The following is a 16,221-nucleotide window of genomic DNA, read 5'->3' on the forward strand; positions in this document are numbered from 1 at the left end:
GGGGCATCACGGCCCCGCCTCATGTGCCGGAACCGAAATGCCCCAATGTCCGAATCCGAGTTAGAGCGAATACTCTTCTTGCGGAGTCTTTATGACAGTTTCATCAATGTTCACGACAATTTCCCCGTTGCCGGAACGATTTGCGCGGATCGCGTGCGCAACCCCATCCAGGGTCACAACCGCCGAGAAGCCTTCCCAGCTGCTCGGCATCACCGGATCGACCTTCAGGCGGCCTGCCTCCTTGCGGATGCCGAGGATACCCTCGACCGCAGCGCGGTAGAGCCAGCCGGCCGAGCCCGTGTACCAGGTCCAGCCGCCTCTCCCCTTGCGATTGCCCTCGCCGTAGACGTCGGCCGCGACGACATAGGGCTCCACGCGATAGGTCTCGATCGCCTCGCGCGTTGCGCCGTGGTTGATAGGATTGAGCAGACCGAGGCACTTCCAGGCTTCATCGGCCCTGCCCTGCATGGCAAGCGCCATGACGACCCAGGTTGCTGCATGCGTATACTGCCCGCCGTTCTCGCGCACACCCGGCGGGTAGGCCTTGATGTAACCGGGATCCTGGGCGCCGTCGATGAAGGGCGGCGTGAACAGCTTGATGATGCCGTCCTTCTCGTCGGTGAGTTCAGCGAGAACCGCGTCCATGGCGAGCCGCGCCCGCTCCTTGTCTCCCTCGCCGGACATCACGCTCCACGACTGCGCGATCGAATCGATCCGGCATTCGCTGGCGCCGTTTGCGCCGAGCGGGCTGCCGTCGTCGAAGTATCCGCGGCGATAATAGGCGCCATCCCAGCCCGCGCTCTCCAGCGCCGCCTTGAGCCGTTCCAGATGGGCAAGCCAGGCATCGGCACGGTGCTTGTCGCCTCGTTTGCGCGCAATCGGCGCAAACGCCCGCAGGGTCCCGGCCAGGAACCAGCCGAGCCAGACGCTCGTTCCCCGCCCGGCTTCGCCGACGCGGTTCATGCCGTCGTTCCAGTCGCCGCCGAGCATCAGCGGCAACCCGTTCTCGCCGGTGCGCTGAATCGCCAGGTCGAGTGCCCGGGCGCAGTGTTCGTAGAGAGCTATGGCCTCCACCGATCGGCCGGGCTTGAAGAACGCATCGTGCTGGCCATCTGCAAGTGGCGGACCTTCGATGAAGGTCAGCTTCTCATCGAGGATCCCGTGCTCTCCCGTCGACCCGCAATATTCCGTCACCGCATAGGCGAGCCAGACGACGTCGTCGGAGATCATCGTCCGCACGCCCGCGCCCGAATCCGGCAGCCACCAATGCTGCACGTCGCCTTCGTGGAACTGGCGCGACGCCGCATTCAGGATCTGCTTGCGCGCAAGTTCCGGGCGATGCGTCAGGAAGGCCAGCGTGTCCTGCAACTGGTCGCGGAAACCGAATGCACCGCTTGCCTGGTAGAACGCCGACCGCGCCATGACACGGCAGCCGAGGCTCTGATAGGGCAGCCAGGTGTTGATCATCAGGTTGAGGGCCGGATCCGGAGTCTCCACCTGCAGCGTGCCGGTGAAATCGCTCCAGAAATTGCGCACCTTCGCAAGCTCTTCGTCGAACACGACGGACTGGACCGCCTTTGCGAGCGCCCTCGCCGCATCCGCATCGTCACCGTCGCCAAGCACGAACAGGAACTCCCGTTCCTCGCCGGCAGAAAGCGTGAAGTCCGATACGAGTGCTGCGCAGGGAGCGCCATTGCTCTCCATCGTCCCGGATAGCTTCGCGCCGCTGGCGAGGATCGCGGGCAAGACGATGTCGCCTTCCCGGCCGATGAACTCGCGCCGGTTCGTCGTCACGCCATCCACTGTGCCATTAACCGCGAAGAAGGCGGTACGGCCGGAGAAGTCGAGGCTGTAGGGGTTGGTCGCAAGGATCGCACCCGTCTCCTCGTCCTGGCTGCAGAGCACGAAGGGGGCGGTCTTCGCCGGTGCATTGCCCAGCACCCACTCGACATAGCCGTATGCCGACAGGTTGCGTTCGGCAGATCCGGTATTGCGCACGATCAGGCGCGAGTACTTGACCGGCCGCTCGGAATCGACGGTCTGCACAAGATCGAGTTCCAGGCCGCCGGAGGCCGTGCGAAACGCCGAGTAGCCGAGGCCATGCCAGGCCTCGAACAGCACCGAAGGATCGCGCGACAGCCCTGCGAACGGTGCGAACACCGCACCGCTCTCGCGATCCTTCACATAGAAGGCTTCGCCGGGGCGGTTGATCACCGGGTCGTTCGTCCAATGGGTGATCTGGTAGTCGCGCGAGTTCCGGCTCCAGGTATAGGCGCCGCCCTCGGCGGCCACATGGAAGCCGAAACGCTCGTTGGAAATCACGTTGATCCACGGATGCGGCGTTCCCTCGCCGCCCCGGAGCTTGATGACATATTCACGGCGCTCGACGTTGAAGCCGCCATAGCCGTTCCAGAAGGCGAGTTCGCCGCCGTCGAGCGCCACCGGCTCGCTCTTGCGTGCGGCAGTCGGCATCGGCGCCGCGTGGCGCGCCTCCGGCTGCTCCGATGTCGACGGCATCGCGAAGATCGAGACGGCGCGCTCGATCTGGTCGGCAAGCCGGCCGTTGCGGGCGTGGAACACGGCGCGCGCGGTGGCCAGCAGCGTCTGCCAGGTCGAAACCTCCATCAGGTCGCGCCGCACGGCGAAGATGTGCTGGCGCATGCCGTCCGACTGGCCGCGCATGCGCAGGTTCTCGCACATCTGCTCGAGCGTGTGCTGCATGTCCTGCGCATAGGAAGAGGCCTTCTCGTTGAGAATGACGAGATCGGCCAGCACCCCGCGATGGCGCAGGTATTCCTGCGCACGCAGGGCCTCGCGGGCGATCTCGAGATCCACCTCGTCATTGATGCGAAGGACGTAGATCGGGAAGTCGCCGGAGATCGCGAGCGGCCACAGCGCCGACTGCGAGGCAAGGCCCGACTGCACGGTCGCCGCATCCGCGCGCAGATGCATGTCGGGATAGACGAGATAGCGGCCGAGCGCCTGGAAGCTTGCGGCCTCCTGCGAGCTGACGCCGATGTGACGCAGGTGCACCTGCGAGCGCGTCCAGGCGTGAATGAGCTCGTGGTTGAACGCATCCGGGTGCCTGTAGCGATCGATCGCGCGATCGAGCTCCTCGCGGTTCGGCGCAGCAACGGTCCAGAAGATCACCTTGACCTTCTTGCCGGCAGGCACGCGCACTACACGGCGCAGCGCCACGATCGGATCGAGCGTAAAGCCGTCGGTGCCGGACAGCTGCACGCCCGGGTCGAAGGCAGCGGCCGTCGGAAGGCTGCGGCCCCGGCCGATGAAGTTGCGTCGGTCAGTCTCGATCTCCGTCCGGCGCGAACCGGCATTGTCGACGATCAGATGCGCGACGCACATGTCCGGCTCGCTCGGCGTGCGCTTGTTGCGCTCGACGCGGACCACGTCGCCACGGCGACCGATTTCCGTCTTGACGAACATGCGCGCAAAGAGCGGATGCGCGTTGTCGACGTCATCGGTCGCAACGACGGGCTCCATGTAGGAGGTGACTTCGATGAAGCGGTCCTCAGGACCTGTGTTCAACAGCGTCAGCCGGCGCCCCTCGGCGTCGTGCTCGGTCGCGACGATGCACTCGACCTCGCTCGAAAGCGTGCCGACCGTCTTGAAGTATTCCGCCTTGTCGTCGCTGAACTGCGTCTTGGTCTCTTCGCCCTCCGCCCGTTTCGGCTCTGCGGTGACCGACCACCAGTCGTTGGTGGCAGTGTCGCGCAGGAAGATGAAGGTACCCCAGCGGTCCTCCACCGGGTCCGGCTTGAAGCGCGTCACCGACTGGCCGTTCCAGTGCGAGTAGCCCGAACCCGTTGCAGTCAGCATGACCGAGTAGTGGCCGTTGGTGAGGAAGACCGCCTCGCGATCTTCGCTCATCGGATCTTCGATGACCCGCACTTCCGGGCGCAGCAGATCGGCCTGCGTGCTGCCGACCGTCTCCGGTTCCCGCTTGGTGTTGATGATCGGGATGTCGCGTGGCGCCTTCTCCTGCAAAAGGAGTTCGGCGGCTTCGATCACCGGATCCGAATGGAACCGGGCCCTCAGCGCGCCGTTGAACGCCACGTTGGCAACGGCCGCGATCGACATGCCGTGGTGATGGGCCATGTAGTTGCGCACCACCGCGCAGCGCTTGCCCTCCGGCACGCGGGTCGGTGTGAAGTCGACTGCATCGTGGAAGCCGTAGATGCCGAGCGCGCCCAGCGCGCGGAGCTCGTTGAGGTTTTCCAGCGACGCCTTCGGATCGTATTGCGTGGCCAGCAACGAGGCGTAGGGCGCGATCACCGCGTTCTGGCCGAGGCCGCGCTTCAGCCCCAGCGTCGGCACGCCAAAGTTGGTGTACTGGTAGTTCATCTCATGGTCGCGGGCATTGAACGCCGCCTCGGAGATGCCCCAGGGCGTGCCGAGCCGCTTGCCGTGGTTCTGCTGCTCCCGCACAATGAGATTGTTGGTCTGGTTCAGGATGCCGCCTTGCGGCTCCTGCATGACGAGCGGCGGCATCAGGTACTCGAACATCGAGCCCGACCAGGAGACCAGCGCGCCGCGCGCGCCGATCGGCACGACCGGCCGGCCGAGCTTGTACCAGTGCTCCGTCGGCAGGTCACCCTTGGCGATGGCGAAAAGGCTGGTCAGGCGCGCTTCCGAGGCCAGCAGGTCGTAACACGCCTCGTCGAGTTCGTTCGTCTCGACGCGGTAGCCGATCGACAGCAGCCGGCGCTCGGGACGGAACAGGAAGCCGAAATCCATCGAGAACGCGATGTCGCGGGTACGGTCGCGCAGGACGATGAGTCTCTGGCGCAGGGCCTCGATGCTGCCGAGATCGAACACGCTGTCGGCAATATGCGCCTCGCAGTTGGCGACCAGCGCATTGGCCCATTTGACCACTTCGCCGCTCTGCGAGCTCTTGATCTCGTGGTCGAGATTGGCGATCAGCTTGTTGACGTCACGCGCAAGCACCGCAAGGTTGATCACGCGGATCGAGGCGAACTCGTGCTCGCGCTTCACGGCGGCCAGCGCATTGTGGAAGCCGGAGATCCGCTCCTCGATCAGCCGGCGCAGCGGCCGCACAGTCTTTCGGTCGTCCGGCAGTTCGGCCAGCGTCTCGGAAAGGATCGAGGCCGCATCGCCAATACCGTCGAGGCTGCCATGCAGGTGCGCCGAGGGCGCTTCGGCCCATTCGCGGCACATCGAGGACACGGCGATCAGATGGCCGGCAAGATTGCCGCTGTCGACCGCCGACACGTATCGCGGTCCCAGCGTTTCGAGCGTGTTCGTGCGGTACCAGTTGTAGAGGTGCCCACGGAACTTCGGCATGCTGTCGATCGTGGAAACGGTTTCCTCGAGCCGGCGCACGGTTTCCTCGAAGCCGATCCAGCCGAAATCGCGTGCCGAAATCACCGACAGCAGATAGACGCCGATATTCGTCGGCGAGGTTCGCTCGGCCAGCACCGGATGCGGCGTTTCCTGGAAATTGTCCGGCGGCAGGAAGTGCTGCTCGGCCGTGACGAAGTCCTCGAAGTAGCGCCAGGTGCGGCGGGCGAACTTGCGAAGCTCGACCACGACGTCATCCGGAACCATCAGCCGGTCCTCGGTTTCGGCCGACTGGCTCACATACCAGGCGATCGCCGGCGACAGGATCCAGATGGCGACGAAGGGGAGCGCGATGAAAGGCACGCCCGTCTTGGAGAACAGGGCCAGCGCGACCGCGGCGACGGCAAGAGCGGGCGCCTGCCACATGTCGATGTAGTAGGAGCCGATACCGCCGCCGGCAGAACTGTGAACCTGCGCTGCCGTCCGCCATTCCAGCATGTGCTTGCGGCTGAAGAACATGCGGTAGAGCGAACGCACCGTCGCGTCCGCCATGAGCGCGGCCTGGTGCGCGATGAAGACGATGCGCAGCGCGACCTGGGCGTTCGCGGCACGGATGTCGGAAAGGATCGTCTGCAGATGTGCCCGCGCGACGATGTCGCTGCGGCGCGGGATCGCCCCGGTGAAGAGCGACAGCGTGGGTGCGACAAACAAGAGGAAGATCAGCACCAGCTGCCAGATCAACGCCTGGCGCGGCTCCATGTAGTACCAGCCCATGACCGAGGCCACGAGCCAGCAGATGGGGATCAGGCAGCGGCGAAGATTATCGTACATCTTCCAGCGGCCGAGCATGGAAACGCCGCTGGACGGCTTGAAGATATAGGGCAGGAGCTGCCAGTCGCCGCGCGCCCAGCGATGCTGGCGCGACGTCTCGACCTCGTAGCGGATCGGGAAATCCTCGATGAACTCGACGTCTGTGACCAGAGCACAGCGGGCATAGGAACCTTCGAGAAGGTCGTGCGAGAGGATCGTGTTTTCCTCGATGCGCCCCTTCAGGGCCGCTTCGAAGGCATCGACGTGGTAGAGGCCCTTGCCGGTGAACGTGCCCTCGTCGGCGAGGTCCTGATAGACGTCCGAAACCGTGAAGACATACGGATCGACGCCGCGGTTGGCCGAAAAGATGCGCTGGAAGGTCGAAGCGTCGTCGCCGGTCGTCAGCGACGGAGTGACGCGCGGCTGCAGGATGCTGTAGCCGGCTACGACCCGCTGGGTCTCGGGGTCGATCTGCGGCCGGTTGATCGGGTGGAACAGCTTGCCGACGAGCTTGGTCGCCGCATCGCGCATCAGCCTGGTGTCGGAATCCAGCGTCAGCACATACTGGACATTCTCGGGCACCGTATTTGCGCCCGGCAGGAAGCTCGTGTCGCCGTCACCGCGCAGGAGAAGGTTCAGTTCGTGAAGCTTGCCGCGCTTGCGCTCCCAGCCCATCCACACGCCTTCCTGCGGATTGAACAGCCGACGGCGATGCAGGAGATAGAAGCGGGTCCGGCCGTCATAGGCATAGCGGGCCGACAGCAGCGCGATCTCGCGCTTGGCGTATTCCAGCACCTCGAGATCTTCCGGCGTCTCCTCGACCTTGCTGTCGATCCAGTCGCTGACGAGGGCGAAATAGATCTCGCCGCGCGGGTTGGCGAGATAGTGGACCTCGAGGTTGCGCACCAGTTCGTCAACGTGGTCGCGCTTGGAGATCAGGCAGGGGACGGCGACGAGTGTACGGGCTTCCTCCGGAATGCCTTCGCGGAACTCGTAGCCGACCAGCCGCGTCGGCTTCACGCAGAGCGTGACGAGCGTGTTGTAGAGCCCGAGCGCGCCTTCCGAAGCCGGCAGCGCGAACAGGATCAGCATGATCAGCCAGGCACCGTCCGGAATGTCCATCTGATCGAGGAAGTAGTAGACCCCGACCATCGCCAACAGCGTCAGGAGGATTGCAGGCCCGGCGATCGCAAACCAGTCGAGCGAACGGCCGAGGCGGACGATGCGCTGCAGGATCGAGGGGCGGTAGCTTATTCGCTCTTCGAGAAGCTTGCGCTTCTTGCCGACGAGATAGCTGCCCACATTGGCCTCGTGCGCGCCCGCGACGTTGCCGGCTGCCACGTCCTCGGCAGTCATGGCGAGCGCGATCTGCGTGACCTCCAGTTCCGTCTTGCCGGAACGGCGGGCCATCTTCTCGATCGTGTCGCGATAGGCGTTGCGCGAGCCGAAATCGAGGTCGGTATAGTCCGACCCCTCGCGCAGCGCCGCGTCCAGCCGGCTGACGCTTTCGACCCAGACCGGCCATTCGGTATCGTCGATCGACCGCAGCCCCTTGATCAGGTTGCTCATCGTGACGTTGCCGGACGAGAGCCGGTTCTGTTCGGCCACGAGTACCTCTTCCAGATCGGTGCCGCGCGCCTCGATCTGACGCTCCAGCCACTGGATCGCGGCACCGGACGCCTGAAGGCCGTCACGCAGGCGGTAGAGCAGCTGGGCGACGAACGTGTTGTCGGCGACGAGGTCTTCGACCTCCCGCAGAATGACAACACTCTTTTCCGGGTCGTTCTGCCGAATAAGTTCGTCTGCGATCTCGTTGGCCTTGCGGCGCATCGAGCGCGACCGCTCGACGCGGCTGGAAATGCGGCGCAGGTTCTCGATCAGGATGAAGCGGATGATGGACGGCATCGCCCACAGTTCGCCGATCTTGAAGGCCTCCACTTTCTGGAAGCCTTCCACGATCGCCGTGAGACTCTCGCGCGACACGCTGCTCTGGGTGTGGGCGACGTAGAGCCAGCCGAGCGCCAGCGTCCTGGGAATCTCGGTATCGCCGATCTTCATCGTCGGCAGCTGCCGGTAGAAGCGGCGTGGAAAATCGCGGCGCACTTCCTGGACGGCTTCCTCGACCACGTAATAATTGTCGAGCAGCCATTCGGCCGCCGGCGTGATCGTCATGCCGGCCTCGACGTCGCGCGCCGTCGTCTGGTAGACGCGGAAGATCTCCTTCTCGTTTTCCCGGTGGCGCGCGCGGAAGTCGAACGGAGCATAGCCCGGCAGCGTATTCGCGCCGTTGCGCGCCAGTTCCTCACCGCAAGCGCTCAGCTCCTCGAGTGTGAAATAGGTATCCCGGATCGAATCGTTGTAGTCGATCTGCTTGGATTCAGCCTCGCGCGACGAAGTCTGTGGTCGGTTGTGAAGAGACATCAGCTTTTTCTGTGTTCGAGCAAGAATTAGGGATCCGGCGCGGGCCGGCTGCATTAGGCGGACGAGTTCATCGGTGCGCCGCCATGTGCCAAGACGACTTCATGCGTCTTCCCTCGCGTCATCGGCCCCTCCTCCGGGCGGATATGCGAAAGGCTGCACTTTCGAAAAGGCGCTCGATGGCTCAGGCGACACGCTCATGTGCATCGCTACCGCGTGGTGCATGAAGACGGCATTTTTTAGCCGCATTGACAGGCAGTTGCAACAAGACTGGAAGACAAGGGCAGCTCTGCTCCGTGAATTGGTAAACTGTGAAAATCGGCCCTTGCCCTACGCGAACGGGGGTGAACCGGGCCTGAACGCACGTGCAGCATCCCCGGTTCCCGCGACCCGACTTTTTGGTCGATATCCCCTTATGCCGCGTTGACACGGCGGCCTGCTCCGAGGCAGTTTCGGTTATCAGGGTTCTTTCGGATCGATTGCGGTCCGGGAGCTAAGAGGGAAGCCGGTGCGATGCCGTCACACGCATCCATGCCGGCGCTGCCCCCGCAACTGTAAGCGACGAGCTGCTGTCGCCCAAGCCACTGGCACATCGACCGTGCCGGGAAGGCCAGACAGCCGCAACGACTCGCAAGCCAGGAGACCTGCCCTGATGAACTCGTAACGTCCATGGGCGGGGTGTCCCAAGGGTGCGCGGCTTCGCATGATGCGAAAATCAGCCTGCGTGCGTCCGGTCATCCCCCAATTCGAAGATTGGGGACATCAATGCTTGCCACCGTCGAACCAAATCCGTCCGGGTCCAGCAGGCCTGAATCCGTCTTCATTTCGTGGCTGCTGTGGCAGCCGCGCGGTGCCGATCTCGCAGTCGAAGCCATGAAGGAACTGACAAAGCTTGCGCCTTACAAGGATCGGGACCCGGACATCGTCCGGCTGCGCTCCTTTTTCGAGCAGCTGGCGGGACGGAAGGGCAGACCGCACTAGCGACAATCGCATAAACGCATATTGACATAAACATATCTTTATGTGATCTCCGATGCAGACATGCTGCATCGGAGGGCTTTGCCATGGCATCGGCCAACCTCGACGACCTTTTCGGTCCTGAACTTCCACCCCGCAACGGCAAGGACATCGCAGACGCGCTGCGCGAAGCCGCCCGCGAGCGCATTCTCGTTCTCGACGGGGCAATGGGCACGGAAATCCAGACGCTGGGGTTGGTCGAAGACGACTTCCGCGGCAGCCGCTTCGGCGATTGCGCCTGCCACCAGCAGGGCAATAACGACCTGCTGACGCTGACACAGCCCGCCGCGATCGAGGACATCCACTATCGCTACGCGCTTGCCGGCGCAGATATCCTCGAGACCAACACCTTCTCCTCCACCACCATCGCCCAGGCCGACTACGGCATGGAAGAGATGGTCTACGAGCTCAACCGCGACGGCGCGCGCCTCGCCCGCCGCGCCGGCCTGCGCGCGCAGAAAAAGGACGGCAGGCGTCGCTTCGTCGCCGGCGCACTCGGCCCGACCAACCGCACCGCCTCGATATCGCCTGACGTCAACAATCCCGGCTACCGCGCCGTCACCTTCGACGATCTGCGCATCGCCTATGCCGACCAGGTCCGGGGCCTGATCGACGGCGGCGCCGACATCATCCTGATCGAGACGATCTTCGACACGCTGAACGCCAAGGCTGCGATCTTCGCGACCCGCGCAGTGTTCAAGGAAAAGGGCATCGAACTGCCCGTCATGATCTCCGGCACCATCACCGACCTGTCCGGCCGTACGCTTTCCGGCCAGACGCCGGAGGCCTTCTGGAACTCGGTCCGCCACGCGCAGCCCTTCTCGATCGGCCTGAATTGCGCGCTCGGCGCCAATGCCATGCGCGCCCATCTGGACGAGATTTCCTCCGTCGCCGACACCTTCGTCTGTGCCTATCCGAACGCCGGACTGCCCAACGCCTTCGGCGAGTACGACGAGACGCCCGAAGAGATGGCCGCCCAGATCGAAGGGTTCATGCGCGACGGCCTCGTCAACATCGTCGGCGGCTGCTGCGGCTCGACGCCGGCGCACATCAAGGCGATCGCGGACGCCGCCGCCCGCCATCGGCCACGGCAGATCCCCGACATCCCGCGCCACATGCGCCTTTCCGGCCTTGAGCCCTTCACGCTGACTGACACCATTCCCTTCGTGAACGTCGGGGAGCGCACCAACGTCACCGGCTCGGCCAAGTTCCGCAAGCTGATCACCGCCGGCGACTATGCGGCCGCCCTCGACGTTGCCCGCGAGCAGGTCGCCAATGGCGCGCAGGTGATCGACATCAACATGGACGAAGGCCTGATCGATTCGGCCAGGGCGATGGTGGAATACCTCAACCTGATCGCCGCAGAGCCGGACATCGCCCGCGTGCCGGTGATGATCGACAGCTCCAAATGGGAGGTGATCGAGGCCGGCCTGAAATGCGTCCAGGGCAAGCCGCTGGTCAACTCGATATCGCTGAAGGAGGGTGAAGAGGCCTTCCTGCATCACGCCAAGCTCGTACGCGCCTATGGCGCCGCCGTCGTCGTCATGGCCTTCGACGAACAAGGCCAGGCCGATACGAAGGCGCGCAAGGTGGCGATCTGCACCCGCGCTTACAGGCTGCTCACCGAAGTCGCCGGGCTCGCGCCAGAGGATATCGTCTTCGATCCGAACATCTTTGCGGTCGCCACCGGCATCGAGGAGCACGACAACTACGGCGTCGACTTCATCGAGGCGACCGCCGAGATCACCGCCACCCTGCCGCACGCCCATATTTCCGGCGGCGTCTCCAACCTGTCTTTCTCCTTCCGCGGCAACGAACCCGTTCGCGAGGCGATGCACGCCGTCTTCCTCTACCATGCCATCCAGGCGGGCATGGACATGGGCATCGTCAATGCCGGCCAGCTCGCCGTCTACGACACCATCGAGCCGGAGCTGCGTGAGGCCTGCGAGGACGTTGTGCTGAACCGCCAGCCCAAGGGCGGCGGCACGGCGACCGAGCGCCTGCTGGACATCGCCGAGCGCTTCAAGGGCGCGGCCGGCAAGGAGGCCCGGGAGCGCGATCTCGCCTGGCGCGAGTGGTCGGTGGAGAGGCGACTGGAGCACGCGCTGGTCAACGGCATCACCGAATTCGTCGAGGCGGATACGGAAGAGGCGCGGCAGAACGCCCAACGGCCGCTGCACGTCATCGAAGGCCCGCTGATGGCCGGCATGAACGTCGTCGGCGACCTCTTTGGTGCCGGCAAGATGTTCCTGCCGCAGGTGGTGAAATCCGCCCGCGTGATGAAGCAGGCCGTCGCCGTGCTGTTGCCCTACATGGAGGCCGAGAAGCTGGCCAACGGTGGAAGCGGCGAACGACAGAGTGCCGGCAAGATCCTGATGGCGACCGTCAAGGGCGACGTGCACGACATCGGCAAGAACATCGTCGGCGTCGTGCTCGCCTGCAACAACTACGAGATCATCGATCTCGGCGTCATGGTGCCGGCGACCAGGATCCTCGAGACGGCGAGGGCCGAGAAGGTCGACATTATCGGCCTGTCAGGCCTGATCACGCCCTCGCTCGACGAGATGGTGCACGTCGCAGCCGAGATGGAGCGCGAGGGCTTCGACATCCCGCTTTTGATCGGCGGCGCAACGACGAGCCGCGTGCACACGGCGGTCAAGATCCACCCCCGCTACGACCGGGGCCAGGCGGTCTATGTCACCGACGCCAGCCGCGCCGTCGGCGTCGTCGGCAGCCTGCTGTCATCGGAAATGAAGCCCGGCTATGTCGAAACGCTGCAGGCCGAATACCGCAAGGTTGCCGACGCCCATGCCAGGAGCGAAGCTGAAAAGCAGCGTCTGCCGCTCGCAAGGGCCCGAGACAACGCCTTCAAGGCGGACTGGTCCGCCTACCAGCCGAAGACGCCTTCCTTCCTCGGCTCCCGCGTCTGGCAGGACTGGGATCTGGCCGACCTTGCCCGCTACATCGACTGGACGCCCTTCTTCCAGACCTGGGAACTGAAGGGCATCTATCCGAAAATCCTCGACGACGAGAAACAGGGCGCTGCCGCCCGCCAGCTTTTTGCCGACGCCCAGGCGATGCTGGAGAAGATCATCGCGGAAAAGTGGTTCACGCCGAAAGCCGTCGTCGGCTTCTGGCCGGCCAACGCCGTCGGCGACGACATCCGCCTCTTCAGCGACGAGGCGCGCAACAGGGAACTCGCCACCTTCTTCACGCTCCGCCAGCAGCTTTCCAAGCGCGACGGACGGCCGAATCTGGCGCTTTCCGATTTCGTGGCTCCGCTGGCAAGCGGCAAGCAGGACTATGTCGGGGGCTTCGTCGTCACGGCCGGCATTGGCGAGATTGCCATTGCGGAGCGCTTCGAAAGGGCGAACGACGACTACAACTCGATCCTCGTAAAGGCGCTGGCCGACCGCTTTGCCGAGGCTTTTGCCGAGCGGATGCATGAATATGTCCGCAAGGAGCTCTGGGGCTATGCACCGGACGAAACGTTTGGCCCGACCGATCTGATCGGCGAACCCTATACCGGCATCCGCCCCGCACCCGGCTACCCCGCCCAGCCCGATCACACGGAAAAAGCGACGCTCTTCCATCTGCTCGATGCGGAAAGGGAGATCGGCGTCACGCTCACGGAAAGCTTCGCCATGTGGCCCGGCTCCTCCGTCTCCGGCCTCTACGTCGCCTCGCCCGAAAGCTACTATTTCGGCGTCGCCAAGGTCGAGCGCGACCAGGTCGAGGACTATGCCGCCCGCAAGGGCATGGCGGTAAGCGAAGTCGAGCGCTGGCTGGGACCGGTCCTGAACTACGTGCCGGCGCCGGTTGCGGAGGCGGCGGAATAGGTGGCGCTCATGACGTCGCGAGCGCTCTAAGCAGCAAGATCATCGCGTAGCTTAAGGCGAACAGGGCCAACAGCGACAGCACCACCGTGGCGCTGACGCGCGCTCCCGCCTGCATCACCTTGCGCAAGTCGACACCGAGCCCGAGCGCTGCCATCGCCACCACCGTCATCACGCCGGATGCATGGCCCATGGCGGCCGCAGCGGGTTCACTGATAAATCCGAGCGAGCGCGCCGCCAGCATCAGCAGAAAGCCGATGATGAACCACGGCACGAGTCGATAAAGCGGCGGGCGGCGACCCGTGGCACCGGCGCGTGCGGCCATCAGCGAGAGCGCAAACACGACCGGGCCGAGCATCAGGACCCGGACGAGCTTGACCAGCATCCCCACCTGGGCGCTTGCGACCGAGACCGGCGCCGTGGCGGCAAGCACCTGCGGAACGGCATAGACGGTCATTCCGGCCAGAACGCCGTAGTCGGTTGAGGAGAGGCCGAGCAGCGGAACGAGCAGCGGCAGAAGCAGCACCGTGAGCACGCCGAGCACCGCCGTGAACGCGATCGAAGAGGCGACGTCGTCGGATTTCGCGTGGATCACCGGTGCGGTCGCCGCAATCGCCGAATTGCCGCAGATCGCATTGCCGCAGGCGACCAGTACCGCCATGCGCTTCGGCAGACCGAACAGGCGGCCGATGCCATAGCTTGCGGCAAGCGCGCAAAAGACGACAAGCGCGATCGCACCGAGCATTGCGGGACCGATTGCGGCCAGGGCGGACGCACTGACGCCGGCGCCAAGCAGCACGATCGCGATCTCGAGAAAATATTTCGCACTGAATTCGATCCCCGGCCCGAACAGGGCCGGGCGAGGCAGTGCCAGCCGAACGGCGGCCCCCAGCAGGATGGCAAGCACCAGCGCCTCGACCCAGGCCGTACCACCGAGCGCCCGTTCGAGCACATCCCCAAGTGTTGCAAGTACGGCGATCGCCACGGACAACGCGACACCGGGGACGCGGCCAGGAGCGACCTCGGAGGGAGAGAACGGAAAAAACTTGCTCATTCACAATGTTTGATGGAATTCCATTATGCAATCCATCGACTAATGAAGTACGTTTCGTTCGAATTCATCGAACGATTGAGAATGACGCTCGAACAGCTTCGCATCTTCATCGCGGTCGCGGAACGGGAGCACCTGACGCAGGCGGCGCACGCGCTGCACCTGACGCCCTCAGCCGTCAGCTCCGCCATCCGCGTGCTCGAGGAACGCTACATGGTTGCGCTCTTCGATCGCACCGGGCGCAGGATCGAGTTGACGGACGCCGGTCGCGCCTTCCTCGTTGAGGCGAAGGCCACGGTGGCGCGTTCGCAGCAGGCGGAACTCTTCCTTGCCGAAATCGGCAGCCTCGTACGCGGATCCCTGACGATCCAGGCCAGTCAAACGATAGCCAGCTACTGGCTGCCGCCTGTGCTCATGCAGCTCCATGCCCAGCACCCCGGCCTCGACCTGCGCGTGGCCGCGGCAAATACCGAGCGGGTGGCCGGAGCCGTCATTGAGGGAGCCGCGGAGATCGGACTGGTCGAGGGCGAGGTCGAAAGCGTACTGCTGTCACAGCAGGTGGTCGCCCGCGACCGGCTCGTGATCGTCGCCCGCCCGGACCATCCACTCGCCGGCCGCCCAAACGTCGCGCGCGACGAGCTGCTGGCCGCCCGATGGGTGCTGCGCGAGCCCGGGTCCGGCACGCGGTCGGTCCTGACTTCGGCGTTGAATGCCGCGCCGGGGGAGTTCGCGCTGGAGCTCACGCTGCCCTCCAACGAGGCCGTACGGGCTGCGGTTCGGGCGGGACCATTCCTAGGGGCGCTGTCGGAACTGATCGTGCAACCCGATATCGAGTCCGGCCGGCTCGTACCGCTGGCCTTCGAGCTGCCGGAACGGAACTTCGTCATGCTGCGGCATCGCGAGCGCCATCGCTCGAAGGCATCGCTCGCTTTCGAGGCCCTTGCAAAGGGCCAGATGTGACGACCGCGATTGTGCCTATTCTCCGCGGCCGCGGAACCGCCGCTGGTAGGCCGGGTCGTAGAGCGAGCTCTCGCGGAAATCCTCTGCCGCAAGCGTAGGCCCGACGAAGATCAGCGCCGTCCGTTCGATCGGCTCCTCGGCAACCTTCGCGGCGATGTCTGCAAGCGTGCCGCGCACGACGCGCTCGTCCGGCCAGGATGCCTTGACGACGATCGCGACGGGGCACTCTGCACCATAGAGCGGCACGAGCTCGGCAACGACCTGCTCCAGCGCATGGATCGCAAGATGGATCGCAAGCGTCGCGCCCGTTGCGCCGAAGCCCTGCAGCGTCTCGCGGTTCGGCATCGGCGAGGCCCGGCCCGAGACGCGGGTAAGCACGAGGCTCTGCGCCACGGCCGGGATCGTCAGCTCGCGCTTCAGCGCCGCCGCGGCCGCCGCGAAAGACGGCACCCCCGGCGTCAGCGTGTAGGCGATGCCGTGCTTTTCCAGCCGGCGGATCTGTTCGGCAACCGCACTCCAGACCGAAAGATCGCCGGAATGCAGACGCGCCACGTCCTCGCCCGCCTCCGTGGCGCGGACATATTCCGCCTCGATCTCGTCCAGCGACATAGGCGCCGTATCGATGATGCGCGCGCCCGGCGGGCAATATTGCAGAAGCTCCGGCGAGACGATCGACCCCGCATACAGGCAGACCGCGCAGCGGCCGATCAGGTCGCGCCCGCGGACGGTGATCAGGTCGGCAGCCCCAGGGCCGGCGCCAATGAAGTGTACGGTCATTCTGTCTCTTTCCTCAACATTCCCGCATCGCGG

The 16,221-nt window shown here is 64.8% G+C and carries 6 protein-coding genes and 1 riboswitch; of the genes, 3 read left to right on the forward strand and 3 right to left on the reverse strand.

The annotated features are described in order from the left end of the window. Nucleotides 1-60: 60 nt before the first annotated feature. A complete protein-coding gene (locus HV823_RS01495) occupies nt 61-8,550 on the reverse strand; it encodes a glycoside hydrolase family 94 protein (protein ID WP_176947973.1) in 8,490 nt (2,829 codons plus the stop codon). A gap of 442 nt (nt 8,551-8,992) precedes the next feature. Continuing rightward, a riboswitch (cobalamin riboswitch) is annotated at nt 8,993-9,213 on the forward strand. 99 nt (nt 9,214-9,312) lie between these two features. Here HV823_RS01495 and HV823_RS01500 point away from each other — a divergent pair. Both HV823_RS01500 and metH read left to right on the forward strand, forming a co-directional pair. Continuing rightward, complete coding sequence (locus tag HV823_RS01500; RefSeq protein WP_176947974.1) at nt 9,313-9,528, forward strand: hypothetical protein; 216 nt, start codon at nt 9,313-9,315, stop codon at nt 9,526-9,528. An 83-nt stretch (nt 9,529-9,611) separates the two neighbouring features. Continuing rightward, nucleotides 9,612-13,403 (forward strand): methionine synthase, encoded by a 3,792-nt coding sequence (gene metH / locus HV823_RS01505; RefSeq protein WP_176947975.1) that lies wholly within the window; start codon nt 9,612-9,614, stop codon nt 13,401-13,403. A gap of 7 nt (nt 13,404-13,410) precedes the next feature. On the opposite strand, the gene HV823_RS01510 is transcribed toward metH, so the two are convergent. Next, nucleotides 13,411-14,454, reverse strand: a complete 1,044-nt coding sequence (locus HV823_RS01510; RefSeq protein WP_176947976.1) for a YeiH family protein — start codon at nt 14,452-14,454, stop codon at nt 13,411-13,413. Nucleotides 14,455-14,535: 81 nt separating this feature from the next. Between HV823_RS01510 and HV823_RS01515 the strand changes: the two genes are divergently transcribed. Next, nucleotides 14,536-15,411 carry a LysR substrate-binding domain-containing protein gene (locus HV823_RS01515; RefSeq protein WP_176947977.1) on the forward strand — a complete coding sequence of 292 codons (876 nt, stop codon included), beginning with the start codon at nt 14,536-14,538 and terminating at the stop codon, nt 15,409-15,411. A 15-nt stretch (nt 15,412-15,426) separates the two neighbouring features. Here the strand turns inward: HV823_RS01515 and cobM are convergent, their stop codons facing one another. Then, a complete protein-coding gene (gene cobM, locus HV823_RS01520; protein ID WP_176947978.1) occupies nt 15,427-16,188 on the reverse strand; it encodes a precorrin-4 C(11)-methyltransferase in 762 nt (253 codons plus the stop codon). Nucleotides 16,189-16,221 lie beyond the last annotated feature (33 nt).

This window comes from Mycoplana rhizolycopersici, from assembly GCF_013378445.1.
Classification (GTDB): domain Bacteria; phylum Pseudomonadota; class Alphaproteobacteria; order Rhizobiales; family Rhizobiaceae; genus Mycoplana; species Mycoplana rhizolycopersici.